Origin of the sequence: Paenibacillus sp. MZ03-122A, from assembly GCF_024213325.1 — a bacterium.
Classification (GTDB): Bacteria; Bacillota; Bacilli; order Paenibacillales; family Paenibacillaceae; genus Paenibacillus; species Paenibacillus polymyxa_B.
Genome location: NZ_JANAVI010000008.1, coordinates 70,066 through 97,061 on the forward strand (window position 1 = coordinate 70,066; position 26,996 = coordinate 97,061).

Below are 26,996 nucleotides of genomic sequence, written 5' to 3' on the forward strand. Positions count from 1 at the left end.
GAGAGGCTTTTTGGGCTTTTAGAATTCTAATTATACGATCCGTTTGCGCAGCCAGCCGGAAATCAGATCCGTCAAAATGATCAGGATCACAATGCCGAGCAAGATAACGCCTACACGGTTCCAGTTGCGCATTTGGAGTGCAAACAGTAGCGGAGTACCGATACCACCTGCACCGACCAGACCGAGCGTGGTAGCAGAACGGATATTAATTTCAAAACGGTAAAGCGAATACGAAAGAAACTGTGGAATGACCTGCGGTAGCACGGCGAAGAAAATCACCTGCCAACGGTTGGCACCGCACGCGATCAAAGCCTCTTGAGGCCCGTGATCGACACTTTCGATCGTTTCCGAGAAAAGCTTCGCTAGCATGCCGATGGAATGAATGCCGAGGGCAAGCACACCCGCAAACGAACCGGGGCCAACGGCTTTGATAAATAGGATGGCGACGATCATTTCGGGAAAAACCCGGATGACACTAAGCACAAATTTCCCGCTACCCGATAAGGGGCGTAGACGGGTCATATTGCTGGACGCCCAAAAGGCGAACGGAAGGCAGACAAATGCGGACACGAAGGTTCCGAGCACTGAAATGACCAGCGTATCCAGCAACCCGCGCAGTAAATCCTCTCCCTCAGGGATGTAGACGAACGACCAGTCGGGATGAAGGAAGCCGTCCAATATAGCGACAGAGACACTTTTAGCCGTTCCCTGTAATCCTTCAAACTGCATCCCGCGAAAAGCCCAAATATAAATGATGATTAGCAGAATAGCTATCGCCCATAGGCGTAGGCGGGAGCCAATAGGTCTGCGAAGCGTAGGATCATTCATAATAATTTCCTCCGTAGCAGGTTACTGCCGTAATCAATCGCAAGGACGATGACGAGGGTCAGTAGAATAATGATGCTTGCCCGATCATATCGGAACAGCCCCAGAGAACGGTCAAGCAACAGACCGATACCGCCAGCCCCGACCAGGCCCAGAACGGAAGCCGCGCGCACATTAACCTCAAAGGTATACAGTAAGTACGACACAAAATAAGGAAGAGCCTGCGGAACCACACCAAAGGCGATGACTTGAATTCGGCTCGCGCCAACAGCGGTCATGGCTTCCAGCGGCCCGGGATCAATGGCTTCAATCGCCTCAAAGGTCAGCTTGGCTATGATGCCAAAGGAGAAGAAGAGCAGGGCGAGCATCCCTGCAAACGGCCCGATGCCGAACACCGCCACAAAGATTGAGGCAAACAGCAAATCAGGAATCGTCCGTACTAGGTTCAGGATCGTGCGCATCGGCAGCGAAATCAGTTTGCGCGGCATCACATTATAGGCACACAGCAACGCGACAGGGATCGCCAATATGGCTCCCAGTGTCGTGCCGACAATGGCGATCTGGATCGTTTCCAGCATGGGTTTCCAGATGGTAGGCAGGTAGCTCCAGTCGGGTGGAAACATTTCGCCCAACAATTTGCCCATCTCCGGCAAGCCGACGATCAACTGGTAAGGTGTGGCATCCGTATGAATGGAGCAGGCTACCAGCACCACGATAAAAATCATCCAGGTGGCATAACGCTTGTAACGTCCTGGCAAAGGTGGCCCTGCGGGCGGCTTGCTTGGCTGTGGCGGTCCAGCATGCGGTGACGGTTGCGTCGAAGAGAGCGGCTGGGCAGTAGAGTCGGGCTTCATGATCCCACTCCCAGCAGCTCATCATGCTTGATGGCCCGGCCGTAGATCTCCGCAAAGACCTCATCCGTAGCTTCCTCTGGTGTGCCGTCAAAGACCACTTCCCCGGCGCGCAATCCGATGATCCGCGTTGCATATTCGCGCGCAAGATCAATGAAATGCAAATTGACGATGGTCGTAATCTGCATTTCACGGTTGATGCGCTGGAGGTCATCCATGACCTGGCGGGTGGTCAACGGGTCCAGTGATGCGACAGGCTCGTCCGCCAGAATGATTTTAGCCTCCTGCGCCAGGGCGCGGGCGATGGATACGCGCTGCTGTTGGCCACCGGACAGTTCATCTGCCCGGCTGTAAGCTTTTTCGCGGATGTTCACGCGCTCCAGCGCTGTTAATGCCAGTTCGATATCCTCCTTCGGGAAGAGACCGAGAATGGTCCGCAGCGTTGAATGATAGCCGACGCGGCCGGAAAGTACATTGCGGAGCACTGTCGAACGTTTAACCAGATTGAAGCTTTGAAAGATCATGCCGATATCACGGCGAATGCGCCGCAACTCGCTGCTTCCAGCAGACGTGACGGACCTGCCACCCACGACAATGTCGCCGGACGTAATGTCATGCAGTCGGTTAATGGAACGCAGCAGGGTAGACTTACCTGCACCGGATAAGCCGACGATGACGACCATTTCTCCCTCCTGAATCGTCAAATTAATATGGTTCAACCCTTTGGTGCCGTTCGGGTATGTTTTCGATACGTTACGGAATTCGATCATATGCTCCCAACTTTCTCCCCCGATGGGGTGGAATGAAAACAACACCGCCATGAATACATGGACGGTGCTGCCCTGTCATTCGTAAAGCCTGTTTCCTAGCTGTTACTTCATTACATTATCTAGTTTGCTCCGATTACTTAACCGCTTGGCCAACGGCTTCGGCGTATTCACGCACGGAGTCGAAGTTTTTATCGTCACCCTTTTCATAACCTACATGGGTGTAAATTTCTTTAATGATCTCGCCGCCTGTAGGGTCTTTGGCAATGTCAATAAAGGCTTGGCTGATCTTGTCTCTCCACGCTTGATCCATATCAGAACGTACGCTGACGGTGTCATTTGGAATTTTAGCTGTGTAATGAATGACGCGAGTTTTTTCAAATACATCCGGGATTTCCTTCTTTACTGTGTTACGTGCATCCTGGAAAACAGCTACCGCATCAACTTGACCATTCAGCAACGCCAGAATAGCAGCATCGTGGCCTTTGATCGTCACACCCTGCACATCCGTGTCCGGGTCCACGCCAGCTTTTTTTAGCTCTGCTGCGGGGTACACGTAGCCTGCGGAGGAGGTTACATTTTGCCAGCCGACCTTCTTGCCTTTCAGATCAGCTAGACTTTGAATCGGAGAATCCTTTTTCACCACGATCATTGCTTTATAAAAGTTTACTTTTTCAGTCGTGTCCTTGCCTGTAGCATCTTCAATGCCGTAGCGTTGAGCTTGCAACAGCAAATCGGCTGCTTTACGGTTATCGTGGGCCAGTACATAAGCATTTGGCGGAAGGAATCCTACATCTACCTGCTTGGAAGACATGGCTTCCACAATTGTATTGTAGTCAGGAGATACCGTTACTTTCACCGGGATTCCAAGCTTGTCACCCAGTAGATTTTCGAGCGGTTTGGCTTTGGCTTCGAGCGTATCTGCATTTTGAGAAGGAACGAACTGTACCTTTAACTCCTTAGGAACATAGGCTGTGCTTTCGTTTTTAGATCCATCTGTACCCGGAGTGGACGCGCTGTTGTTATTGCTTGCATTGGAGCTACAAGCGGCTAGACCCGCTGCCAGTGTGAAGGTCATGCACAAGGTCAGTGCTTTTTTGAACAAAATAATTTCCCCCTAAACATCATAATAACGAAAATAAAATTAAAAACCTGTAAATGCTGTGACAAACCAAATCTTAACAGCTAGTCCCACAGCTAGGGTAAAAACCACTCCTGACTTTGGTAAAAATGATGTAAAATTTATCATATGCTGAAAACTGTTTTCTGGATTTATGCAAGATGCTTTTTTTAACATTCTCTTAACAGTGCTCTGTTAGACTTGTTCAAGCTCTATGACCGAAGCTGAGGGAGAGAACAAGATTGGATATTTTGGATATTAACGAAAAGGCAGACCAAGACAATGTAAGCCTTGTGAGAGTGAAATTCCGCATTATGGTTACAACCGATTTGCATGTCAGTTTGTGGAATTACGATTATTATACGGATCAGGAAACGCTGCATTACGGTCTGGCGCAAACAGCCAGCTTGATTCAAATAGCCCGGGCGGAGGTACCCAATCACCTGCTGCTGGATAACGGAGATGTGATTCAGGGAAATCCAATGGGAGATTATGCTGTACAGCGAATCCAACAGGACCCAGGCACGGTGCATCCCGCCTATAAAGCCATGAATCTGCTTGGATATGAGGCAGGTAATATCGGGAATCATGAATTTAATTATGGACTGGAATACTTGCAGACTTGCCTTCAAGGAGCGCAATTTCCTTATGTGAATGCCAACATTTATATAGCAGGAGAACAAGAACGAAATTACTTTACACCTTATCTATTGCTGGATAAGACGGTAGAGGATGAAGCAGGTGGTAAGCATTTGTTGAAGGTGGGGGTCATCGGCTTTGTCCCTCCGCAAATTATGCAATGGGACAAGGCGTGGCTGGAGGGAAAAATCATTGTCAAAGATATGCTGGAAACGGCAAGACGGTTTATTCCAGAAATGAAGGCAGCGGGAGCCGATCTCATCATTGCCATGCCCCATGCAGGCTTAGAGGATATTCCCGAAACGCTTGATATGGAAAATGCGGTGCTGCATCTGAGCAGGGTGGAAGGGATCGATGCCATTGTGTTTGGTCATGCACATAAAGTATTTCCCGGACCTTCGTTTATAGGGAAAACAGGTGTTGATGTAGAGCGAGGTACCATCCACGATATCCCAGCAGTGGAGCCGGGCTTTTGGGGGGATCATCTGGGTATCATTGATCTGGAGCTGGCCTTTAGTGGAGGGAAGTGGCAAGTGGCTGCACCTGCTGCCGAGGTACGCCCGGTGTATGATCCGATACGCAAGGAGGCGCTGGTACAACCGGATACTGCCATTCAGTTGGCGGTAGCAGAAGAGCACGCCGGAACATTGGAGTATATTCGTGCACCTGTAGGTCAGACGACGATGGCGGTGAACAGCTTTTTTGCTCAGGTGATGGATGATGCTTCGGTTCAGCTGGTGAATGATGCGCAAATGTGGTATGTGAAGCAGCAGATGCAAGGGAGCGAGTACGAAGGATTGCCCGTTCTGTCGGCAGCAGCTCCTTTTAAAACAGGCGGCAGATACGGGCCATCGTACTATACCGATATTCCGGCGGGGACGTTGGCGATCAAGCATATCGCTGATCTGTACAATTTTCCGAATACGCTGCATGTCGTCCGACTGAGTGGAACGGAAATCCGGGAATGGCTGGAGTGGTCTGCTGGACAATTCCGGCAAATTGATCCTTCAGCAGAACAAGAGCAAGAGCTGATTAATTCTGACTTTCCAAGCTTTAATTTCGATATCATCGACGGCATCAGGTATCAAATTGATGTAACACAGCCAGCCAGATATGATGCTGACGGGGGCCTAAAGGACCCAGATGCACACAGAATCATTCAGATGTCTTTTGATGGCGAACCGATGGATATGCAGCGAAATTATCTGATTGTTACGAATAACTATCGCGCGTTTTCCTCTGCGCTGGTCAATCCGGGTGGAGAGCGAATTATACTTGCTTCACCGGATGAGAACCGTCATGTGCTGACCGAATACGTGCGGCATATGGAGACGTTGACGCCAAAAGCTGACGGCCATTGGTCCCTCGCCCCATGGTCAGGTCGTCCGCATGTGACGTTCCTGACCTCGCCGCAAGCTACGGATGCCGCTAATGCCTATTCGGAGTTGCTTTATGAAGGGTTAACGGTAAAGGGATACGCTAAGTTTGCCATCGATTTCGGACGTTCACGGTAGAACTGCTAACTAGTTTTTGTCCTATAAGTCCACAGCATCAAAATAATAGAAATAGACTGTCCCGCAAAGGACGGTCTTTTTTCATAAAACAGTTTTAAAATCGTACAAAATTCGTGATTTTATATGTCCTGAGTCGTGTTTAAAGTTATTGACCTCTCGTATAAATAGACATATACTTTGATTAAACAAATTTTGGTTTAAAAGGTAATGAAAAAGTCACCATCATTCGTTTGAGGGGGTGTCCCTTTGGAAAAAAACACCACGATCCGCGCAGAAATAGAAAAGTATATTCAAAGTGAAGGCATTTCAATGCAATGTTTTGCAGATGCTTCCAAGGTAAATCCGGGTACACTTAGCGGTATACTTAATCGGAACCCGCCACGGCCTATCTCAGTCAATCAGCTTGATCTGATTACCGAGGCCATGGGATTGGAAGAAGGATCTTTGTTCGAGATGTATGTGGATGAATGTTTTATTCATTCCTTACCACACTGGAGGAGGTTGCGTCCGTTTCTCTTACGTTGCTCAGAGTTGAACAAGCTGGAGTGTATACGCAGTGTACTTGGCTATTTGATGGACGATTTATCGAACGTTCCTGCTATTTTTGAGACCGCAGAAGCGATGTTTGAGGATGGCAGACATGAAGCCGCCATGCTTCTGTATGATTGTGTCATCGAGAGTGAGAAGTATACCCACTCTGAACGGTTGGCGATCAGCTATTTCCGTATATTCCAGATTCAGATTAAGGATAACCAACGGAACTTGAAGGCTGCTGTACAATTCCATTTGTACCGTAGTCGTCTACCGGAAATTTACGCACTGGAAGGCTTACATATGCTATCTCAAGTGTTTGCTTTAAAAATGCAATGGTCCGAGATGGAAATGTATGCGGACGAGCTAAGAGAGCTGGCGCAGGCATTGTATCGCAATCGGAACCGTTTTGGAGATGAGCACCTGGAGCTGCTTAAACCGCTCGTTTATTACTATGCTCAGGGGCATCTGCTCAAGGCCAGCTGCTATGAGTTTCAGGGCAGATATGAGGAATCCAAGCAATGGATTGAGGGTTATGCAGATTTGAGCTGGTTTGAGGGTTTAGACGAAGAAGGCTGGAAAGTGGTCAACCTACATCGTGTATATGCACAGGGCAACCGACTTTGTATTGAAATTAAAATGGGCAACACTTCTGCAATCTATGAATATATTACTTACCTGCGTGAGCATCCGGATGAGACACTGGAAGGCTTGAACACCTTGCTCGAATCGGCGAACCGGTTCGGTTATTTCGTGGATGCCGAACTGGGACTGTTTAGTCAGCAACTCAAGAGCTTCTGGGAGCTTGCACCGGAACGATGGGACACTCATTATCGCAAGCACTTTAATGCATTTCGCTTTGCATCCTTTTGTAAGGTGTATGCGGAATATTATTTCCGAAAAGGCGATTACCCCGAGGGAGTGGGACAAATACTGCATTGCTTGCAACTGTCTGTTGATAATAGCTATACCGAACATATCATTGGTTGTATGGCTTTATTTGAGCAGCATCGAAATTTTGCTACACCGGAACAGCAGCAGCTTTATCAGAGTCTGTGTCTGGGCGTACGTGCAAATGAAAAGAATCATGCCTATGATCACAGTACCGGTGGATATTTATAATTCCAAATTTCATTCGAATTCTTCATATAACACGTTATTGCGAGGATGTTCCTGTTTCAAAAGGGGATGTTCTCGTTTTTTAGCTGCTGCTGTCGCTTGTGACTTTTAGCATAGAGAGGACCGTTTTGCGCGTTGACAAGTTTCGCAAGCGGGATTAGGATAAATGCAGCACAGAAAGTGAAGGAGAGCATGTACAAATGACGATTCCCAAAACATTAACGATAGCGGGCTCCGACACAAGCGGTGGAGCGGGTATTCAGGCAGACCTGAAAACCTTTCAGGAGCTTGGCGTATATGGCATGACCGTATTGACAACCGTAGTAGCGATGGGTCCTAAAACCTGGGATCATCTTGTATATCCTGTTGCGTTGGATGTGGTAGAAGCGCAGCTGCGTACTGTATTGGAAGGTATCGGTTTTGATGCGATGAAAACCGGTATGCTTGGTTCTGTTGAAATTATCGAGCTGGTAGCCAGCCATTTGAAAAAGCATGATCTGAAGCGGATCGTAATTGACCCGGTTATGGTCTGCAAAGGCACGGATGAAGTGCTTCAGCCGGAAAATACAGAGGCGATGCTGGAATTGTTGATTCCTGGCGCTGACCTGGTAACACCGAACTTGTTCGAGGCTTCGCAACTGGCGAAGAATGGACCGATCACGACACTGGAGCAGATGCAGGAAGCGGCTGCGATTATCCATGAGCGTGGAGCTAAGCATGTACTGATCAAGGACCGTGGCAAAATTCGCGCAGGTAAAGCGATGGATCTGCTATATGACGGAATCACTTTTGACTGGTTTGAAGCCGATGTTGTAAAAACAAACTTTACCCACGGTGCAGGCTGCACCACTTCGGCAGCGGTAACGGCTGGTTTGGCTCAAGGGCTGACTGTACGTGAAGCAGTGGATCAGGCCAAGAGATTTATTACACAGGCCATTGAAGGTAGCTTCAAGCTGAATGAATTCGTCGGTCCGACCCTGCATGCGGCACATCGTTTGCAAAATCAATAAAGCATGAAGGTCTGCGATCTTAGAAAGACTTATAAATCTCCATCAGGCTGAATATATATTAGATTGTTTTAGATCATGACTTTTTTGATATATAGAGTTAGATGAGGCTTAAAAGCCGCAATACATAGTATTGCGGCTTTTGAGGTTGTATTTTTTTGGAATTGCAGCTTCCAGTTTGGTCTACTCGTACTGTATAATAGGCATCAGATTTATTACATTTAAGGAGGAACCGAAGCAATGACATTATTCAGCCAAATGGCTTACAGTCGACCAGAGCAACCTGAAATTGAACAGCGGTTTAAAACGCTGTTGCAGCAGTTTCGTGAAGCAGACAGCGTAGAACGTCAAAATGAAGTGATTCATGCGATTAACAAGCTGCGCAGTAATGTGGAAACACAATTGCAATTGGTGGAAGTTCGGCACTCCATTAATACGGAGGATACCTTTTACAAAGCGGAGCAAGAATATGCTGATGATTTCATGCCGGTTATTCAGGAGTATGTAACCGATTACTACCGGGCATTGGTGGATTCTCCATTCCGAACCGAGTTGGAGAGTCAATGGGGCAGCCAGCTTTTCAGTATTGCCGAGGTAGCACTCAAGTCGTTCCATCCGGATATTATTGAGGATTTACAGCAGGAAAATAAGCTGACCTCGGAATATGCTCAATTGATTGCTTCAGCGAAGATCCCGTTCGAGGGAGAAGAACGCACATTGTCGCAGCTCCTGCCTTTTGAAATGGCTACCAACCGGGAGACACGCAAACAGGCCTCCGAGGCTAAATATCAATTTATGAGTGAGCATGAGGACGAGCTGGACCGGATTTATGATGAATTGGTGAAGGTACGTACGCGCATGGCACACAAGTTGGGCTATGACAACTTCGTAGAATTGGGCTATGCCCGCTTGGGACGTACAGATTACAATGCCGAAATGGTAGCCAATTTCCGCGAGCAGGTGCTGAAGCACATCGTTCCTCTGGCAACCAAGCTGAAGGAGCGCCAGCGCGAACGGATCGGAGTAGATCAGCTTCGCTATTATGACGAGGGCTTCAACTTCCTGTCAGGCAATCCTACGCCTAAAGGTGACCCGGAGTGGATCATTCGTAATGGAGCACGTATGTATGAGGAACTTTCAGCGGAAACACATGAATTTTTCAGCTTTATGATCGAACGTGGATTGATGGATTTGATCAGCAAAAAGGGCAAGCAAAGCGGAGGCTATTGTACATTTTTGAGCGAATATGGCACGCCGTTTATTTTCTCCAATTTCAATGGTACATCCGGTGATATCGACGTATTGACGCATGAAGCAGGTCATGCCTTCCAGGTCTATGAAAGCCGACATTTTGAAATTCCTGAGTACCATTGGCCAACTATGGAGGCGGCTGAGATCCACTCTATGAGCATGGAGTTTTTCGCATGGCCTTGGATGAATCTGTTCTTCGAGGAAGATACGGACAAATATCACTTTGAACATCTATCCTCATCGTTGCTGTTTGTGCCTTACGGCGTAGCCGTGGACGAATTCCAGCATGCCGTATACGAACATCCAGACTGGACCCCAGCCGAACGTAAAACCGCATGGCGCTCCATTGAACGTAAGTATAAACCGCATCTGGATTATGAAGGCAACGAGTATCTGGAGCAGGGCGGATTTTGGCACAAACAGGGTCATATTTTTCAATCCCCGTTCTACTATATTGACTATACACTCGCGCAACTGTGCGCGTTCCAATTCTGGAAACGCATGAGTATCGACCGGACAGCTGCGTGGGAAGATTATTTGAAGCTATGCCGTGCCGGAGGAAGTCGATCTTTTACCGGATTGGTTGAGTTGGCTGGACTCATCTCGCCGTTCCAAGATGGCTGTATCGCCTCTGTAATCGGAGAAATCGAAGCATGGCTGAACAGTGTGGATGATAAAAAGCTGTAAGCATAACTAAAAAGGGCATTTCGCTTACCTGTCAAAGCTAAAAAGCTTGCAGATAGCGGAATGCCCTTTTGTGTAAATGAAACTTCAATTAATGTTTGGTGTTAAGCGGTTTGAGATTGGCTTCAATAGAAGCGCGGCGCGATTCCAAAAATGGCGGTAACGCCAGCGATTCACCCAGAAACTCCAATTCCTCATCGGTGTCAAACCCCGGTCCATCGGTAGCCAATTCAAACAGAATGCCGTTCGGCTCACGGAAATACAATGAACGGAAGTAAAAGCGATCTACAAAGCCTGAGTTGGAAATTTGCAGCTGCCCAATACGGTCTACCCACTGTTTGAGCTCTTCCTCAGTTTCAACACGGAAGGCTACGTGATGCACACTGCCGCGTCCTGGTCGTTCTTGTGGCAGATCGTTACGCTCTTCCAGATGAACTTCGGTTCCTGTACCGCCTTCACCCGTTTCATAGATGACCACATCTGGTTGTCCAGCAACGGGGGAAGGGTAAGAGCCTTTTTTGCGGAAGCCCATAACCTGTTCAAGAATGAGAATGGTATTCTCCGCTTTAGGAATGGTCAGATGAACCGGCCCAAGTCCTACAATGCCGTACTCGGCAGGGACAGGGCTTTTCTCCCAAGGCGTGCCGCCGCGCACTCCGTGATCATGTTCATCTGAAACGAGGAAGAAGCGTTGTCCTTCAAAATCCTCAAACGAAAGCGCCAAGCGTCCTGCTTGATCCGTAATTTCGCCATGTTTTACATCCAGCTGCTCGAAGCGGTTTTTCCAGTAATCCAGTGACTTGTCATTTGGTACCCGTAGGGAGAGAGCTGAAATGCTGTTATTTCCTGTACGAGTTTGTCCCGCATGTGGAATTTCAAAGAAAGTGACTTCTGTACCCGCAGTTCCACGCTCATCTCCGTAAAAAAGGTGATACACACTAACATCATCTTGGTTCACCGTTTTCTTGATCAACCGAAGTCCCATTACCTGAGTATAAAAATCAACATTTTTAGCCGCTGCCGCTGTAATCGCCGAAACGTGATGTAATCCTAATAGTTTCATGTCATTATCCTCCTTGGTTTTTATATGATTAGGTTTTTTCTAAACAAAATAAACCGTCGTCGTAAATTTTTCTTTATATTTATTATCTTTATATTAAGATATATTATTTTTGATTGTTTGTCAACATGAATTGCGATCTTGCCACAATACAGTTTCATGATGGACAAAAATTGAATTCGAAATAATGCAAAAGCAGATACAATGAAGCTCAATATAGCTCAAAGTAGATAGAATGAATTTTATTATAAAAGGAGTGTACTCGATGTATACGGATAAGGATTTAACGATTAGGCCTGTTACTGAAGAAGATCTGCCGGCTCTGTGGACGTTAACTTTTAAGGAAGAAGCACCGGAATGGAAGCAGTGGGATGCACCTTACTATGAACATAAGCCACTTTCTTTGGATGATTATTTAAAAGAGAAGGAAAAACGAATCGGACAAGATGACTTTTGGATCATTGAAGTGGAAGGCAAGGTCATTGGATCAGTGAGCTATTATTGGGAGCATCAGCCTTCTCAATGGCTTGAAATGGGGATAGGTATCTTTGATTCGCAGTATTGGAGCGGTGGTTATGGTACGAGGGCACTTCGACTATGGATCACCCATTTGTTTAATACATTGCCTCTAGTAAGAGTAGGCTTTACAACCTGGTCAGGAAACCATCGGATGATGAAGGTGGGGGAGAAGCTGGGCATGACCCTCGAAGCCAGGCTTCGAAAGTGCAGATATTATAATGGAGAGTATTATGATTCGATCCGAATGGGGCTTTTACGGGAAGAGTGGGAATTGCGATTAAATTTTAAAGTATAGAAGACTCGCAAGAAGGACGCTTTTTTCAAAGAATTCCATCTTGCGAGTCAAAGTTTCAATGATTTGGATCGATCATTTTGAAATGCGAAAGGTTACTGAGGACAATTGGCAAAAATAGTTAGCAATTCATCCGCATTTGGTCCAGTATCAACTTGTTGGGCAACGACTTTTCCATCTTTAATATATGCTAATGTTGGAGTAGCTTGTAAATTGATGTGATCTCTAAGAAATTGCCGAATGACTGGTTTCCAGTCCCCACCATCCAGATTGTAATAATAGATGGGTTGTGATATACGGACAGAAAATTCTTTTAAAATGGGAGAGAATATACGACAATCGGAGCAGCTAGGTCTACCAATATAAAAGTAAAAACCTTCTCCCGAGTTGAATTTGTCCATGGTTTCATTCGCATTAAGTCTAGGTAAATCTTTTACATCATTCTCGTATTCTTCAACAGTCGGAATATTTTTATTTTGTTCTATAGTCGTAAAATTCTTATGTTCTGCAGCATAGTTAGTATCATTGGCAATGAAAAAGCTTGTCAAACACATACAGAATATAAAAGCTATTTTGAACGGTAGAAATTTTCGGTTTTTTATCATAAGAAACCTCCAAATTAATTTTTTGCCTGATACTAATTTTACGGACATATAATATTATTTTGATTATCACCTTCTTAAAATATTTATACGGAGCCTTAACAGACTATTGAGATTAATTACTTCCAGATAGCCTGTATTCTTAAGTTGTAGTTAATCTATGAATAAGGTTACTATAGTTGATCTATCTAGAAATATTACTGTAATAATCAGCGCATATTGTGTCATTTTGCGTCTTGCTGAATACTCTAGTAACTCGTAATTATAAATGGTCAGCATTGAATTTTTGATACATTTTTATCGAAAATTTGCTTTTTATAGCATTAAATTGGTTATTTTATCACTTACACATTCTATATCAAACTAAAGTGCTAATTTATATATAGCATTCTACAAATTTGATAGGATAGGTGAAGACTATGTTTAACAACAAACAAGTAGTCATAATTGATACTGGAATGGACATGACGAATCGTAGTTTAAGTAAACATGTTATAGATGGAGTGAGAATTCAATTTTCAGGAAACGAAATTATCGAGGATAATGATTTTCAGGATGACCATGGGCATGGAACATCTGTGGCAGATACGATTATGCAAGTTTTTAGTGAGGCTCAATTTTACATCATAAAAATAGCAAATGAAGAAGGGAAAACAAGTACTAGACTCTTGAAGATGGCGTTGGAAAAATGCCTTAATCTGAATATTAAGTATATATGCATAAGCATTTCGGTCACTTCAGAAGGATATCATCAGCAACTTAGTGAAATTACACACCAATTAGTGGACCAAAATAAACTTATTTTTGTATCTGTAAAAAATGGTAGTCAGAGTAGCTATCCGGCTACTCTGCCAACCGTCATTGGTGTAAATGGACAAATGTTTTGTTCAATTGAGCCATTTTTGTTTTCAAAAAATAAAGAGATCCAAGCCGTATTTGATGAAGCTCCAATTTTTGTCTATACACTTGCCGAACGATTTGCCTTTTTTAAAGGTACCTCTAAAGCGAATGCTCTTTGTGTGGGGAGAAGTATGCAACTGATCTCTTCTGAGGTGACGAACTCTGTCATTTATAATGAAGATATCACGTTTTCAGAGGTTAATGATATTCTTGAACGCAGTGCTTTGGAATATGAGGTGACAGTACCTGAATTTAAACCTATCCTTGATGCTGACATGGATAGTAACTTAGTAAAAAAATTTGGCAGGCCAATAGAAAAAGCGATTTATGAAACCACTAACCTTGAAATTGATATCTATTCCTTATGTAAAGGGCCTTTTATTTCTAGGTTAACAGGAATAACCTTTAATAATTTTGATGATTTTTGGAGTAGCTTAGAAAAAGAGTTGAATTATACCTTAAACGATTATCACAATATACATATATTAAATGTATGTTCTCTTGCAGCATTGTTGAATTACTTGGAGAAGCTAGGTATTTAATCAAATTAATCTATTTGAAATCTATATTTTTAGTATTTAAATAAAAATATAAAAATGTATTTATTTAGAAAAAAAAGTTGATTATAGAAAACTTTAAATGGTATACTATATATGTAATTATAAGCGCTCTATAATATATAAGGTTAACTTTGAAACTACATAATAAACCTAGCAAAGAGGGGATTGGAATTGTGCTGGGCATGACCGGAAATCATATTGTTCCATCCATGCAACTGAGAATTAATTCATAGATGTGAAGTTCATAAGTTAACTTATACACGATACTTTACAATTAAGAATAATTAATGTATGTAGGGATGTGATCGGATGTTAAACATTGCTCTGTGTGATGATACAAATGTAGAACTGGCTCGGGTGGAGAGGTTTACGTTAGAATATCCCTTTACTAAAGTAGAAGTAGACACTTTTGGAAGTGGGCAAAAGTTGCTGCAATATGTAGCTAAGAATAAAACGGAATACAATATTTATCTGCTTGATATTGAGATGGCGGATATGGATGGCATTAGTTTAGCCAAAAAAGTAAGAGAGTTTGACAATAAAGCTGTAATTATCTTTGTAACCAATTATGACGAATACATGCCAGATGTATTTAAAGTACAAACCTTTGATTACATACTGAAACCTGTGAATAAAGAAACCCTTTTTGAGGTTCTTCAAAGAGCTGATCACTATTTACATAGTTCACATTGTTATTTTGAGTTTAGCTATGAACGAAATAAGCTCATTATAAACGAAGATGAAATTATGTACTTTGAGAAAAGTGGAAGGGCTGCTCATATTTATACAGAGACAAAAGAATATAAGTGTAATCAGACAACTTCACAAATAATTGCTCAACTTGATCCGATGGCTTTTACTCAGATTCATGCTTCGTATATCATTAACCTGAAATACGTTGTGGGAATAAAATGCGAAAATATTATGATGAAACGGATCGTAAATGGCGAAATTCAGGACACTTATTTGGAACTACCGATCAGTAGAAAGTATAAAAAAGATTTTAAACAAAAAATGATGAATTATATGAGGAAGAGATTCTAATTGGAAAGAGCCATGTTTGATTTTATACTAAATTCTTTTGATATTTTCATTATAAGTAGATTTCTGAATAAAGTTTTATTTACTAAAAAGGGACTTTCGACGGAGAAAATCTTGCTGTTTACGATTGCCTTAATAGGTCTGACAGTAGTCAGTATGTACTTTTTGAAAACAACATTTGATGTTATGCTAAATGTTATTCTAGTGTTCACTATACTTTGTTTTTACCCAAAAAATCATATAACAACAAAACTGTGTTGGGGTACAGTTGTATTTGCAATTGAAATCTTATCTGAAGGAGTATGTTTTGCCATCATGAATGTTTGTTTTCCAAATGTACTCCTTACATCAGATAATGTATCTTATTATTATGAAGCGGGTGCTCTCCTCTCAGAAATCAGTAAATTTTTCTTTTTTTTATGGGTCCCTTTACTTTTTAAAATAGATGTTTATCAAAGAGAAACTACTCTGCATTATTTATACATGTGTTTGTTTGCAGTTCCTATCATAACTCTTTGCTTGTTGTACAGTCATTTTGATTTGATTTTAAGATCAGGCAAGAATCCAAATGAGTGGTTAAGTGTAATTTCTATGATTGGTGTTTTATCGATCAATATCATCATGTTAATTATTTATGAACAGTTAAGCCGAATGTACGGCGAAATGATAGAGCAGGAATTATTAAATTTCAATCTTAAAGCAGAAAATATTCACTATGATAATATGGAAAAATCGCAAAAAGAAATTCGGAGAATCAGGCATGATATGAGAAATGAATTGTTAACCTTAAAGGGATTGCTGAAAGAAAATAACATAGAGGCAGCAGAGGGGTTTATAGAAGAAATTCTCTTAGATATTAAATGTACTGAAACTCAGAAATATACACCGAACAATGTACTTAATTACGTACTCACCGAGAAAATAAATTTGGCCACTGAAAAAAACATTACAGTGAGCATTGATAGTTTTCTTCCAGAAAAATTTTCTCTAAATAATAATATTATAGCCGTTATATTTGGTAACTTGCTGGATAATGCAATAGAGGGTTGTGACAAGGTAACTGAAGGTAAGAAAACAATGGATATAAAAATAAAATATCATGAAAAGCAGCTTTATATAGAGATTTCCAATACGTTTAATCCGCTGTTTGTAAATAGTAATTTTATAAGTAATAAAAAGAATAGAAAAAATCACGGTTTTGGATTGAAAAGTGTCAAGCAGATTGTAAAAGAAAACTCAGGAATCCTGGATATAAGGACCGTGGAAGACCGGTTTTGCGTCAATATTATTTTATGGGACTTAGAATAGGAACCGAATTCGTGAAAGGGCGTAGACGCTTATGCAGCTACGTCCTGCTCCTGCATTACAACAATATTTGTTCATATTTACTCCCTAGTTCACTATCATGTGTAATTAATATAATGGTATGGTTGTACTTTAGATCATCTAATAGATCAATAAAGTTCTTTTTTACAACACCATCTAAATTTGAAGTGGGTTCATCAAAAATTAATACTTCTTTATTAGTATAGATATTCCGCAGTATCGAAATTAATTGCTGTTGCCCTCCTGATAAAGAAAAGTTTTTACCGATTATTTGATCTTTTTTACTTTCTTCGATAAATTTCTTGGTATCCAATAATTCAATATATGAATTCAGTTGCCTCATAGGGATACCTGGTTGCCCCAAAGTTATATTGTTAAAGATCGTATCTACATACATGACGGGTTCCTGGAAGCATATCCCTATTTTGTTGATAATATCTTTACGTTTCCATTCTCTCATTTCCTTTTCGTTCACTAAGATATCACCTGTATAATTACAATTAATCTTGGTGAGTAATTTTAATAGTGTGCTTTTTCCTGCCCCGTTGCGTCCTGAAAGGCAAAAAATATGATTTCCATGAACAGAGAACGAGACATCGGATAGCGCTTTTTCCAAACCGTTATAGCTATAACTTACATTTTTAAATTCTATGTCCATTTTATTTCACCTCTTCAGCTCTTATAATCGACTCAATTCTTTCGATTGATACTTTTGCCTGCTTCCAAGCGGCCACATAGTTTGTAACACTTTTGATCGGACTTATGATCTGATTTGAATAATAAACAAATACCGTCAGTACTCCCATACTTGTTTGGCCTTTCATTACTAAAATTGTACCCATCCCCAAAAGCAATACACTTCCAATAGAGGTAATGACAGAAGGGACAGTGGAAGCTACGATAATTGTATTGCTTCTCTGTCTATAAGCTTCAAGTGATTTTTCCTCTAAAGGCATGTACTTTCCCAAAATATAGTCTTTTATATCCATTCCAATAGAATATAGAAGTGATCCAAGCGTATGCCTAATATAAGAAATAGAGTCATCATAAGCATTCATGACTGCTTTTGTCTTGTGAGTAATTCTTTTATTAAAGAAAATTTGACTAATCATTGTTAGAAGCATGACCAAAAATACAAGTGTAAATAATTTGCAGTTGAAAAAAAGCAATACAATACAAATAACAATTAGAAAAAGTAAGTTTGATATTAGCATAGGGATACCGTGGGATACTAATCTTTCGATGATTCCAATGTCGTTAATAAACAGGGAAAATAGCTTATCGCTGTTTGAAGTAATGGTCTCACCTGGCAAAACAAAAAACTTTTCTAACAACTTTTTTTTCATAGCATAAGAGATTCTTTTACCTAATTCGGCAAAAATGAATTCACAAAGTAAACTGCATAGGTGAGATAGAATAAATAAGCCTGTTGCTATTCCTATAAACTTCACAATTAAGGAGAGGTCTTTGGATATTAACCCAGAGTCAACAATTTTACTTATGTATTGGGGAATTATCATGCTAAGTATTGTATCTAAAGCTTGAAAAACTAAAATAAGTACAATAAAAAGATAAAATTTATGAACTTCTTTAAAAATCCAATTATATTTTCTAAGCATAAATTTCCATTCCACCCTTCTGATACAAATATATAAAAGAAGCTACTTCTCATTCTACTATTGAATATCTAGTAATTATATTTATGGTATAAATGACCTCTTTAATGTCGTGAAATACATCTATGTATACGTTTTTTACGGATTTAGCGCAACCTCAGATACTCTAAAGAATCCATTGTTATTTAACTCTAATTATTATCAATTTATGGCATTAAAACATTAGATTATGACATAACAGTAAATATCAGAACAATTCATGATCTATTTAATAGAATGGAAAATGAATTTGGGATGTATGAGAGGAGAAAAAATCATGGTGTATGTTTTAAATCCTTACTCACGTGAACTATTTCATAATCATCAAGTCATTATCGCGAATACAAAATCAGGAGCTTTTTTGAAAACCTCTAAATCTTATTATCTTGTGCTGAAGGATATGGTTAATAAAGGGGAAATTGAGTCATTGTTAGATCCTACCAAAAGTTCTCAACGTGCTGACGTTATTCATAATTTAACAAGTCTCTTTTATGAATTAGTAAATATCAAATGTATTCTAACCGAAGAACAATTAACAAATATTCATGGGGAGGTCTTAGATGTTGTTTATCTAGGATTAACAAATAGATGTAATTTACACTGTAAACATTGCAGCGCTTCAGCGGATGCTCATTTTACCGATGCACTAACAACTGAAAAAGTGAAAGAAATCATTGATCAGATCGTCGTACTTAAACCCCAAGCTATCAATGTTACAGGTGGAGAGCCTATGATGCGATTAGATATCATGGAGCTTTTGGCGTACATAAGACAATCGTTCAACGGAGCCGTTTTGCTCTCTACCAATGGCCTTTTTATAACCCCAAAAAATGTGGAACAATTGATTAGGTATGTAGATAATGTTTCCCTTAGTCTGGACGGTTATGATGAAGAAACTTGCGATCAAATTAGAGGCAAAGGTGTTTTTAGTAGAGTTATAAAAAGTATAAAACTAATGCAAAGTAAAGGGCTAAAAAAAATCGCATTATCAATGGTTATCACAAAATATACTTTTGATGGAGGTGAAGATAAATTCCTGGATTTGTGTGGAAAGTTAGGTGTTAAACCTATTGTAAGAATCCTAACATCCGCTGGAAGGGCAGGAGAGAATAGTGAAGAGATTTTTCCCGAAAAGCCATTTGTAGATGATCTGACCTCTCAAGATGTTACCTGTCGACTTTGTTCACCAGGAAAAAGAGAAATATTTATTGGAGGAAATGGAAAGATTTACCCTTGTGGAGGGTTGATGGATTCTGATGATTTTGTTTTAGGAAATGTATTTGATAATAATTTAATTGAATTAATGGCTAAAGGCAATCAAAAAGCAGATCACAATAAAATCGGATGTGTAAGACCATGGGAATTTGAACCCTGTAAGAACTGCAACGTTAATTTATTTTGCCATCACTGCATTAGCAACATCTACTATTTGCATCAAAACCAAGAGTTGTTCGATACCATTTGTCAAAAACAAAAGAAACAACTTCAAGAACTAGTTTGGAACGGCTAAATCTTTATATAAGGAGAGTAATGCCATGAACTTCACATATTGGGTAACTGAAGATTGTAACTTGAAATGTAAATATTGTTATGTTAGTAAAGTACCAAAAATGATGAGTAGGGAAACGGCTGCGAAAGCTATTGATTTTACGCAAAAAAAGCTTGCTGCAAATCCTTCCGGTCATAAAGATAAAATACGCATAGCATTACATGGGGGAGAACCATTACTTAATTATCCGATCATTCGTTATCTAGTAGAAGAGCTAAAGCAAAAAATTCATGGCGAAATTTCTTTTAGAATGACAACGAATGGCACCATTTATAATCAAGAAATACTTGATTATGTTTCTGAAAATATCCAATTAACAGTTAGTTTGGATGGGAAGCAAGAAAGCCACGATATCAACAGAGTATACAGAAATGGGAAAGGAAGTTTCAATCGAGTGATTGAAACTCTTGACTACATTAATCATCAATCACATTTTTTCCGAGTGAGAATGACTGTGACACCTAATAATGTTTCATATTTTGCTGACAATTATATTTTCCTTTTTGAAAAAGGGTATCCGACTGTCAGCTTTGCGCTAGATGAAAGTAATCCGAATTGGAATAAAGAACTTATGAAAGTTTATCAAAAGAATCTTAACGAAATATTTTCATATATGGTGAATAAGGATATCACCAAAGCACAGTATTTTTTATATAATTTCAAAAACGCATATTTTCGGCCAAAAGGGACGTGTGATGGATGTCATAGCAGCTTTCATATTTCTAGTGCTGGGAATATTTATCCTTGTATTCTTGCAGTAGGCCACGAAGAATTTTCCATGGGGGATGTATTTTCCGATATAATTGAACAGCGTTTATCCAATTTAGATGTAATCAACCAAAAAGATCAAGGGGCTTGTACAAAGTGTGCTATGTATAATAATTGTCGCAGCAAAATGTGTAAAATTATTAATAAAATCCAAACTGGAAATCATTATGAATCATCACCCGTATTTTGTGCAACTCAAAGGATACACTATTCAATAGTGAAGGAGTATGAATATATATTAAAAAACTTTGAGCTTCTTCTTTCTAATCACTAATTTATTATGCTATTTATTCGTAGCTTCATAATCGTATTTTGGGTTTAGAGTCACTATATTTGACTCTAAAGAAATTGTATTTTCTAAGGAGAGTCCTGCAAAAACTTTGGTTTTTAGTCACAGTATGGGTTCTGAGTTGGATAAAAGGAATCTGTGAATCGAAAAAAGTAGTCCATCCTCAGATGGGAGCGGTGATATTATCCCCTTTGGGTAGAGAGTGTTAAAAGAGCACATGTATGATGTGATCTCGAACTATTTTCCAAAGGGGGGTGTCATGACCTTCAAAGGACAAAAGTTTAGAATATACACACCAGAGTTCAAATTGAAGGTGGTACGTATGCATTTTCTCTGTTTTCTCATTATTATAATTAATTTCAGGGAGGTTAAGGAACGAGTACAAACTATAGAGGTGAGTAACTAAGAAATGACCTAGCCAGAAGTTTTTGCTAGGTCATTTCTTTACAGGGATATTTATTCTGCTGTTCGCAGTCGTTCTACGATAGTTTTCTTGTTGCTCAGAGAATAAATAGCGAGAGGAAGACAGATCCCAAGCACGAGCAGAACAAGTAGCACGAGGATCAGCGGCCAGATAATAAATCTATAACTCATAAACCATATTTGGGCACTCAAGGGTCTCACAATCAAGATGGAAAATAGGCTTCCTAATAAGATGGAGCATAAGCTGGTGCCGAGCACATAGTACATCCCCTCATAAACAAGCATTGTTTTTAATTGTTTGTTGGTCATGCCGATGCTTTGTAGTATAGCAAATTCTTGATGGCGGGTCAGAATGCTAGTTAGAAGCGTGTTTGCAAAATTAATAATGCCAATCACCCCAATAATAATACTGAGCGTACCGCCGATCATCAAAATTGTTTTTTGCATACCTGAAAGCTCGGCAATTGAGGTGAATTTGGATTTATAATGCATCGTGGGCTCCTTTATTTCGGTATAGTTCTTTAAGAAGCTCTCCATCGTTTTTTCTTTACTATCGGATACATTAAAGGTATAACTCATCACCACAGGCTTCTTCACAAGCGTTTTATAGATATCCGCCGGGAGATATAAGTTAGTATAAGTAGGAACGGCTACACCAGAATTGGTTGATTTTACGCCAACATGACCAAGCACTGTGAATTCATGGCTAGTATACTCCTGGGCATTTGCTGTGCCCATATAGTTATGAAGAGTAACCTTTTCACCTACTTTGTATACGGATAGTTCCATGTCAGGATTATCGTAATTGTCTAATATGATCCCTTCCAAAATATACTTTCCCGAAGCTAGCTTGTCATAATCAAGCTCACCATCAATTAATTTTAGTCGGTGAAGGGGGAGATCTTCAAGCCCATACACTACTGTAGATAAGTTGCCACGAGCGTCAGGAGTGACGATTTCCCCGTACAACTTCATCCCCTCTTTGTTCTCTTTATGCTCGACAGTGAATAAATTGCTGCCACTGTACAATCGTCCACCTTCTTCAAAACCGGGTTGTGTCTGTACGGTCTGAATATAGCTTTCTGTCGTTGCATTGTCAGGGCCTGTGAAATATTCTTGAAAATAATCAGCATGTGCAATCAGAAAGTCAGTATCATTGTTTTTTGACACAAAGTTATCCATATCCAGACTATGGGATAATGTAAAAGTAGTATTCAGTAGCATTAGACCTAGAGAAAGGCTAAGCAGCACTAAAGTGGTCCGCTTCTTATTGCGCTCTAAGTTGGCTCGAGCCATCAGCGGCATTTTAGCACCGTTAGTTGATTTTTTCAGTTTTTTCTTACCCTTTTTGGTATCTCCGTCTACGTATCTTACAGCCTCGATTGGAGACACAGTCGCTGCAACCCTAATAGGCTTATAAATGCTGATCATAACTGTCACGACTGCAAACAGAGCTGAGCCGATAAAAATCCATGGGCTGGGGGATAGGGTTACCTCAGCATTTGCGTGCCTATAATTGTTCATAAGCAGCAGAGGGATAAGCGATTTGCCGACCCCAAAACCCCCGAGCAAGCCGATGGGAACCCCGATCAAGGAAAGAAATAATGCCTGTCTATGAATGAGCCTACGGAGTTGACTACTGCTTGTGCCGATGGTTTTTAGAAGACCGTAGAAACGAATATCACGCATCACCGAGATTTGGAAAATATTATAGATGATCAAATAGCCAGTAAGCATGATCAGTAACAGACCACCAGCTAGGACAAAGATGGTTTCAGGGTCCGAACTGAAAGTGTTGGAAAGATACGCCCAGTTCATAGAAGTTTCAATGAAGTTCGGTGCATTTTTGTCAAGGGAATAACCACTTTCTGTAATCACTTGATCAAGTTTTCCCTGGATGTTCGAGCTGTTATCGAACATGATACCTGCATTGATGGCTCCGGTCATATCATGATCCTGCTTATATGTGTAGCGTAATTCTTCGGCATGTGCATCCACATAAGCTTTAGAAGCATAAATTTGACCTCTGTCTAACACGACGGCGGGGTCACTCTTCCACCAGCCGGAGAGGATAAATTCACGCTGTACCATTTTGCCGTGAACCTCAAGCTTCAAGGACAATGGGGCGCCCTCTTTCAGGGGAATACCCAGGAACTGTAAGGTGCTAGAGTCCGCGATAACCTCATTTTCTGCCACCGGTTTGTGGCCTTTTTCTAGCTTAATCAATCCTAGCTTCAGCCCTACATCGTCATAATACCAGAACTCCGTTTTGCGCTTTAAAAATTGCTCGTTTGTTACCTTTCCACTTAACAAGCGGTTATATGCTATCTCCTTAATAAGAGGGTGGTCTTTGACCTGATTAAATTCCTCATCGTTGATATATTTAAGTGAAGCATGCGCAGTTCCCCCGGACTGCCGCATCGTTGCCTGCTGGAGACTTTCTATCGCGCCAATCCCCATAGTAAACAGAGATGTAAATAACAAAGTGGTTAAGGCAATAGCGATAATCGCAATAATATTGCGGGTTTTATTCGCTTTAAAACTTTTATCTGATAAATTACGAACCGCCTTACTGTTTTTTACTTTGATCATCTAGTCGCACCACCTACTATTTTACCGTCCTCAATGCGGATGATGCGATCTGCCATCTGCGCGATTTCTTCATTATGAGTAATCATCACCATCGTTTGGGCGAACTGTTGGCTGGATACCTTGATCAACCCTATGACATCCAGACTGGTCTTACTGTCCAGGTTGCCAGTAGGTTCGTCGGCCAAAATAATGGCTGGTTTCGCCGCCAGTGCTCTCGCAATGGCTACCCGTTGCTGCTGTCCTCCCGAAAGATTACCCGGTAGATTATTTAATTTGTTCTCAAGCCCCAGTGTATTTGTAATTTGGGTCAGATAGGCTTTGTCTGGTTGTTTCCCATCCAGTTCAATGGGGAGCACGATATTCTCATAGACATTTAATACTGGAACTAGATTATAATTTTGAAACACGAAGCCAATCTTTCTTCGGCGGAAAATGGTCAATTCTTCATTTTTTAGAGAATAGATATCCTTGCCGTCAACGGTTACGTTTCCGCTTGTAGGCCGATCCAGCCCACCAAGCATATGCAGAAGGGTGGACTTCCCGCTACCGGATGTACCAACGATAGCGACAAATTCACCGCTTTCCACCTCCAGATTCACACCATCTAAGGCATGAACAGCGGTATCCCCGTTACCGTAAGTTTTTCTTAGCCCTCTAGTTTCTAATATCTTCATTTTTTTGCTTTCCTCCCAATAAAAATATCTGCATCGTAATTGCTTACAACACAAATTTTATTATAATACCTCTTTCTTTCTACAATCTTTCTGAAATCTAACAGAATTGAAAGATTATTTGAGTGAGAGTAGAAAGATCAGATTGTAATGGGTGTTGGGAAATGTAGGAGGGACAGACTCTGTCTGAAATATTTGTTATATCAAAAGATATTTACATTTGCAGGATATGAAGGGATGTTAATGGTATTGATATTATAAAAGCAAAAAGAGATGAGAGGATCACAGAGAAAATTGAAACTTTGACAGTCCAGCTCTCCACATTTCTTATTCCAGCAAAATTTAATGAGTATACGATTAAAATTAAGATAGAGTTCATCGATTTACAGGTCGACATCAATTAAAAGGATGGATGCACAAACACCAGCAACACGGTGAATTCAGGCTAATGGTTCAGCGGATATTAATCAGGAGAGCTATGTGCAGAAGCTGAAACGGGCAAGCGACATGCTAACAAGTGTTTGGAAATCTGGATACAGGAGAAATATGTAACCTAATTAATGAAATAAGAATTACATTGGATAAGATCTGAATCAGCTATTAAACAGTAATCACTCTAATTGCTTTACCTCCAAAATCCCGAAACATTCTCGACGGATGTTCTTACCTGGAACGACACTGAGGTGTCATCAACCGGCAAGTAATATCTCGAATCTAATAGATGAATCCGGTTTTGGAGACGGAGTAGAGCGTTATCACGAGGCCAAATGACGATTGTTTTCTGTTTCTGAAGTTGTTCGGGCGATTTGGATAACTTGAAGGGGGATCTCGGTCTAATCCGCTAATTATGCCAAATAGCATACTGATTTTTACAATAGAAAATTCAGAGGTATTTTTAATGATATTTTAATAGTGAAAGGAGGTGAAATTAACATGGAAAAAATCGAGATTTTAGAAAATGTAGATTTTGATATGGAAGTACAATGTAATCCTAATCATTGCAATTATGATTGTCTCGAACCCAATGGACATTGTAGCTCTAATACCTTGCAAGGCACTTAAAGAATGATTTTGTCTAGTGCCCTCGTCTTTTAAGACGAGGGCACTTTCTTTTGCATCATATCTGGGAGAGTAGAGTAGTGCTCTATTTTTCTAGGCGATTCCGGTAGGACACCCTCTTTCATGTTCTGTGCTGCTGCCGTCATGAGGGCTTGTTCCCTATCGTTTGGAGTCTGCACAATTGTCAATAGCGAAATTCATGGAGCTAATTGGTATCCGTGAAGCTTCACTCAATTGTAGATGGTAAAGTAGTCGATAAGGATGATTATCAGCAAAGAAAAAATTAGCGCTATGATCGTTCTCGTATCCATACCAGGTCTGCCGAAGATAGGAACAGTTTACATTGTGATACATGATAATTCGACGAGTCTTCCTCAAGGGGATAAGCGTTCTCTCCGTAATACTTTGCAGTGCGTCTACATAGGCTCTGGAAGTGAATGTTTTCTCTTGATTTTACATACTACTAAGTTCCCGGCCAAATTATAACGAGGTTGGAGCGGGACGTCCAAGGCAGTATAAAGTTCCAACTGACGTTTCTTGATCTCGCCAAACTGTAGGTCGTGTCCGGGGCGCTGGTAACATTCAATCACGTCCAATTCATCCAGCAGCCCCTGCATGGTATAACGCTGAAATAATTTCTTTTCCTGCATGACTTTCTTGAGATCGGATAGAAAGATCAGGGCAACAAATTCAACAAACAATTTCCCATCTAGACTCCGCTCAGAGGATACCTCCATGCGACGGAATTCAAGCGATCTTTCAAATTGCCAAATGCTTTTTCAATGACATCCTTGTTACGGTACAACGCCAACGTTTGGCATACGTTTTCTCATGTGCCGGGTCGCGTTTCCCGCTTTCCAGTTCGGTTTTCAGCCTGGTGAGCAGACGGTTTAATTTGTAGGCGTCCTCCGTTTCTTTTTCTTTGTTGAAATACAGGTGCAGGTACGCTCTGCGCTCGCTTTTCAGCACATCACCTTTGTAGGACCGGTCGCTCCTGGCTATATACTGCCAGGCGAGCGGAGTCGTGTAGGCGTACAAATGATAGTCGGCCTGAAAGTTCTCCCAATGGCGAAGGTGCGCTCTGGCACTTTCCAGTTCCTGTTGCACGTATTACAGCGTGGCGTTGATACCAATCAGAAATTTCAGATGATGCCGGTACAGCGCGTTGATGTTCGCTTCACTGTAGAAGCCTCGGTCCATGACCAGCTTGATCTTTTTGTATGCGAAAAAGTCCATGTCCGCCATGAGCTTTTGAATCGTTGACATGTCCGAAATATTTCCGGACAGCTTGCGGTAACGCAGAATGGAGTATATTGGTGATAATATCTTGAGATAAGCGCGTACCTATAGGCTTTTCAGGCAAACCTCGTTATAATTTCGCG

The 26,996-nt window shown here is 41.2% G+C and carries 21 protein-coding genes and 1 pseudogene; 11 read left to right on the forward strand and 11 right to left on the reverse strand.

From position 1 onward, the window contains the following. Positions 1–30: 30 nt before the first annotated feature. The 4 genes from phnE (NLX74_RS17610) to NLX74_RS17625 form a co-directional block, all read right to left on the reverse strand. Positions 31–828: a phosphonate ABC transporter, permease protein PhnE gene (gene phnE, locus NLX74_RS17610; RefSeq protein WP_254329477.1), complete on the reverse strand. Its 798-nt coding sequence runs from the start codon at positions 826–828 to the stop codon at positions 31–33. Continuing rightward, the gene (gene phnE / locus NLX74_RS17615; protein WP_028541790.1) at positions 825–1,679 is read right to left on the reverse strand and encodes a phosphonate ABC transporter, permease protein PhnE; all 855 of its coding nucleotides are present in this window, start codon (positions 1,677–1,679) and stop codon (positions 825–827) included. The genes phnE (NLX74_RS17610) and phnE (NLX74_RS17615) overlap by 4 nt, the downstream gene beginning before the upstream one ends. Beyond that, positions 1,676–2,446: a phosphonate ABC transporter ATP-binding protein gene (gene phnC / locus NLX74_RS17620; protein ID WP_254329478.1), complete on the reverse strand. Its 771-nt coding sequence runs from the start codon at positions 2,444–2,446 to the stop codon at positions 1,676–1,678. The genes phnE (NLX74_RS17615) and phnC overlap by 4 nt, the downstream gene beginning before the upstream one ends. A 133-nt stretch (positions 2,447–2,579) precedes the next feature. Further along, complete coding sequence (locus NLX74_RS17625) at positions 2,580–3,548, reverse strand: phosphate/phosphite/phosphonate ABC transporter substrate-binding protein (RefSeq protein WP_254329479.1); 969 nt, start codon at positions 3,546–3,548, stop codon at positions 2,580–2,582. A 257-nt stretch (positions 3,549–3,805) separates the two neighbouring features. On the opposite strand from NLX74_RS17625, the gene NLX74_RS17630 reads away from it, so the two are divergent. The 4 genes from NLX74_RS17630 (at position 3,806) to NLX74_RS17645 (ending at position 10,311) form a co-directional block, all read left to right on the forward strand. Beyond that, positions 3,806–5,716, forward strand: a complete 1,911-nt coding sequence (locus NLX74_RS17630) for a bifunctional 2',3'-cyclic-nucleotide 2'-phosphodiesterase/3'-nucleotidase (RefSeq protein WP_254329480.1) — start codon at positions 3,806–3,808, stop codon at positions 5,714–5,716. Between the two features lie 246 nt (positions 5,717–5,962). Further along, positions 5,963–7,369 (forward strand): DNA-binding protein, encoded by a 1,407-nt coding sequence (locus tag NLX74_RS17635; protein ID WP_165179296.1) that lies wholly within the window; start codon positions 5,963–5,965, stop codon positions 7,367–7,369. A 197-nt stretch (positions 7,370–7,566) separates the two neighbouring features. Next, entirely contained in the window at positions 7,567–8,376 is an 810-nt protein-coding gene (thiD, locus tag NLX74_RS17640; RefSeq protein ID WP_013312022.1) for a bifunctional hydroxymethylpyrimidine kinase/phosphomethylpyrimidine kinase, read from the forward strand. Between the two features lie 237 nt (positions 8,377–8,613). Beyond that, positions 8,614–10,311, forward strand: a complete 1,698-nt coding sequence (locus tag NLX74_RS17645) for a M3 family oligoendopeptidase (protein WP_254329481.1) — start codon at positions 8,614–8,616, stop codon at positions 10,309–10,311. 88 nt (positions 10,312–10,399) lie between these two features. Here the strand turns inward: NLX74_RS17645 and NLX74_RS17650 are convergent, their stop codons facing one another. Then, entirely contained in the window at positions 10,400–11,371 is a 972-nt protein-coding gene (locus NLX74_RS17650; protein ID WP_254329482.1) for a ring-cleaving dioxygenase, read from the reverse strand. A gap of 262 nt (positions 11,372–11,633) precedes the next feature. Between NLX74_RS17650 and NLX74_RS17655 the strand changes: the two genes are divergently transcribed. After that, the gene (locus NLX74_RS17655) at positions 11,634–12,182 is read left to right on the forward strand and encodes a GNAT family N-acetyltransferase (protein ID WP_254329483.1); all 549 of its coding nucleotides are present in this window, start codon (positions 11,634–11,636) and stop codon (positions 12,180–12,182) included. Positions 12,183–12,274: 92 nt separating this feature from the next. Here NLX74_RS17655 and NLX74_RS17660 read toward each other — a convergent pair whose 3' ends face one another. Continuing rightward, positions 12,275–12,784 carry a DUF6568 family protein gene (locus tag NLX74_RS17660; RefSeq protein ID WP_254329484.1) on the reverse strand — a complete coding sequence of 170 codons (510 nt, stop codon included), beginning with the start codon at positions 12,782–12,784 and terminating at the stop codon, positions 12,275–12,277. Between the two features lie 416 nt (positions 12,785–13,200). Here NLX74_RS17660 and NLX74_RS17665 point away from each other — a divergent pair, with 416 nt between their 5' ends. From NLX74_RS17665 to NLX74_RS17675, 3 genes are all read left to right on the forward strand, one after another. Then, on the forward strand, positions 13,201–14,223 hold the full coding sequence (locus NLX74_RS17665; protein WP_254329485.1) for a S8 family serine peptidase: 1,023 nt from the start codon (positions 13,201–13,203) through the stop codon (positions 14,221–14,223). A gap of 327 nt (positions 14,224–14,550) precedes the next feature. Then, positions 14,551–15,285, forward strand: coding sequence for a LytR/AlgR family response regulator transcription factor (locus NLX74_RS17670; protein ID WP_254329486.1), 735 nt, complete (start codon positions 14,551–14,553; stop codon positions 15,283–15,285). Beyond that, complete coding sequence (locus NLX74_RS17675) at positions 15,286–16,590, forward strand: sensor histidine kinase (protein WP_254329487.1); 1,305 nt, start codon at positions 15,286–15,288, stop codon at positions 16,588–16,590. 55 nt (positions 16,591–16,645) lie between these two features. Here NLX74_RS17675 and NLX74_RS17680 read toward each other — a convergent pair whose 3' ends face one another. Then, complete coding sequence (locus NLX74_RS17680) at positions 16,646–17,266, reverse strand: ATP-binding cassette domain-containing protein (protein WP_254329488.1); 621 nt, start codon at positions 17,264–17,266, stop codon at positions 16,646–16,648. A 1-nt stretch (position 17,267) separates the two neighbouring features. Beyond that, positions 17,268–18,227, reverse strand: coding sequence for an ABC transporter transmembrane domain-containing protein (locus NLX74_RS17685; protein ID WP_254329489.1), 960 nt, complete (start codon positions 18,225–18,227; stop codon positions 17,268–17,270). A gap of 313 nt (positions 18,228–18,540) precedes the next feature. Here NLX74_RS17685 and NLX74_RS17690 point away from each other — a divergent pair, with 313 nt between their 5' ends. Next, on the forward strand, positions 18,541–19,773 hold the full coding sequence (locus tag NLX74_RS17690) for a radical SAM/SPASM domain-containing protein (RefSeq protein ID WP_254329490.1): 1,233 nt from the start codon (positions 18,541–18,543) through the stop codon (positions 19,771–19,773). Between the two features lie 25 nt (positions 19,774–19,798). Next, positions 19,799–20,854: a radical SAM/SPASM domain-containing protein gene (locus NLX74_RS17695; protein ID WP_254329491.1), complete on the forward strand. Its 1,056-nt coding sequence runs from the start codon at positions 19,799–19,801 to the stop codon at positions 20,852–20,854. A gap of 471 nt (positions 20,855–21,325) precedes the next feature. Here NLX74_RS17695 and NLX74_RS17700 read toward each other — a convergent pair whose 3' ends face one another. Next, positions 21,326–23,884, reverse strand: coding sequence for an ABC transporter permease (locus NLX74_RS17700; RefSeq protein WP_254329492.1), 2,559 nt, complete (start codon positions 23,882–23,884; stop codon positions 21,326–21,328). Then, positions 23,881–24,558 carry an ABC transporter ATP-binding protein gene (locus NLX74_RS17705; RefSeq protein WP_039273802.1) on the reverse strand — a complete coding sequence of 226 codons (678 nt, stop codon included), beginning with the start codon at positions 24,556–24,558 and terminating at the stop codon, positions 23,881–23,883. The genes NLX74_RS17700 and NLX74_RS17705 overlap by 4 nt, the downstream gene beginning before the upstream one ends. Before the next feature lie 930 nt (positions 24,559–25,488). Here NLX74_RS17705 and NLX74_RS25705 point away from each other — a divergent pair. After that, positions 25,489–25,617 carry a hypothetical protein gene (locus NLX74_RS25705; RefSeq protein WP_302058647.1) on the forward strand — a complete coding sequence of 43 codons (129 nt, stop codon included), beginning with the start codon at positions 25,489–25,491 and terminating at the stop codon, positions 25,615–25,617. Positions 25,618–26,094: 477 nt separating this feature from the next. On the opposite strand, the pseudogene NLX74_RS26020 reads toward NLX74_RS25705, so the two are convergent. After that, positions 26,095–26,910 (reverse strand): annotated as a pseudogene (locus tag NLX74_RS26020) (transposase); the annotation flags it as partial. Between the last annotated feature and the right edge of the window lie 86 nt (positions 26,911–26,996).

Coding starts and splice junctions, on each gene's coding strand:
- phnE (WP_254329477.1), bottom strand. CDS start 828: ATGAATGATCCTACGCTTCGCAGACCTATTGGCTCCCGCCTACGCCTA.
- phnE (WP_028541790.1), bottom strand. CDS start 1,679: ATGAAGCCCGACTCTACTGCCCAGCCGCTCTCTTCGACGCAACCGTCA.
- phnC (WP_254329478.1), bottom strand. CDS start 2,446: ATGATCGAATTCCGTAACGTATCGAAAACATACCCGAACGGCACCAAA.
- thiD (WP_013312022.1), top strand. CDS start 7,567: ATGACGATTCCCAAAACATTAACGATAGCGGGCTCCGACACAAGCGGT.
- NLX74_RS17645 (WP_254329481.1), top strand. CDS start 8,614: ATGACATTATTCAGCCAAATGGCTTACAGTCGACCAGAGCAACCTGAA.
- NLX74_RS17650 (WP_254329482.1), bottom strand. CDS start 11,371: ATGAAACTATTAGGATTACATCACGTTTCGGCGATTACAGCGGCAGCG.
- NLX74_RS17655 (WP_254329483.1), top strand. CDS start 11,634: ATGTATACGGATAAGGATTTAACGATTAGGCCTGTTACTGAAGAAGAT.
- NLX74_RS17660 (WP_254329484.1), bottom strand. CDS start 12,784: ATGATAAAAAACCGAAAATTTCTACCGTTCAAAATAGCTTTTATATTC.
- NLX74_RS17665 (WP_254329485.1), top strand. CDS start 13,201: ATGTTTAACAACAAACAAGTAGTCATAATTGATACTGGAATGGACATG.
- NLX74_RS17670 (WP_254329486.1), top strand. CDS start 14,551: ATGTTAAACATTGCTCTGTGTGATGATACAAATGTAGAACTGGCTCGG.
- NLX74_RS17680 (WP_254329488.1), bottom strand. CDS start 17,266: ATGGACATAGAATTTAAAAATGTAAGTTATAGCTATAACGGTTTGGAA.
- NLX74_RS17685 (WP_254329489.1), bottom strand. CDS start 18,227: ATGCTTAGAAAATATAATTGGATTTTTAAAGAAGTTCATAAATTTTAT.
- NLX74_RS17690 (WP_254329490.1), top strand. CDS start 18,541: ATGGTGTATGTTTTAAATCCTTACTCACGTGAACTATTTCATAATCAT.
- NLX74_RS17695 (WP_254329491.1), top strand. CDS start 19,799: ATGAACTTCACATATTGGGTAACTGAAGATTGTAACTTGAAATGTAAA.
- NLX74_RS17700 (WP_254329492.1), bottom strand. CDS start 23,884: ATGATCAAAGTAAAAAACAGTAAGGCGGTTCGTAATTTATCAGATAAA.
- NLX74_RS17705 (WP_039273802.1), bottom strand. CDS start 24,558: ATGAAGATATTAGAAACTAGAGGGCTAAGAAAAACTTACGGTAACGGG.
- NLX74_RS25705 (WP_302058647.1), top strand. CDS start 25,489: ATGGAAAAAATCGAGATTTTAGAAAATGTAGATTTTGATATGGAAGTA.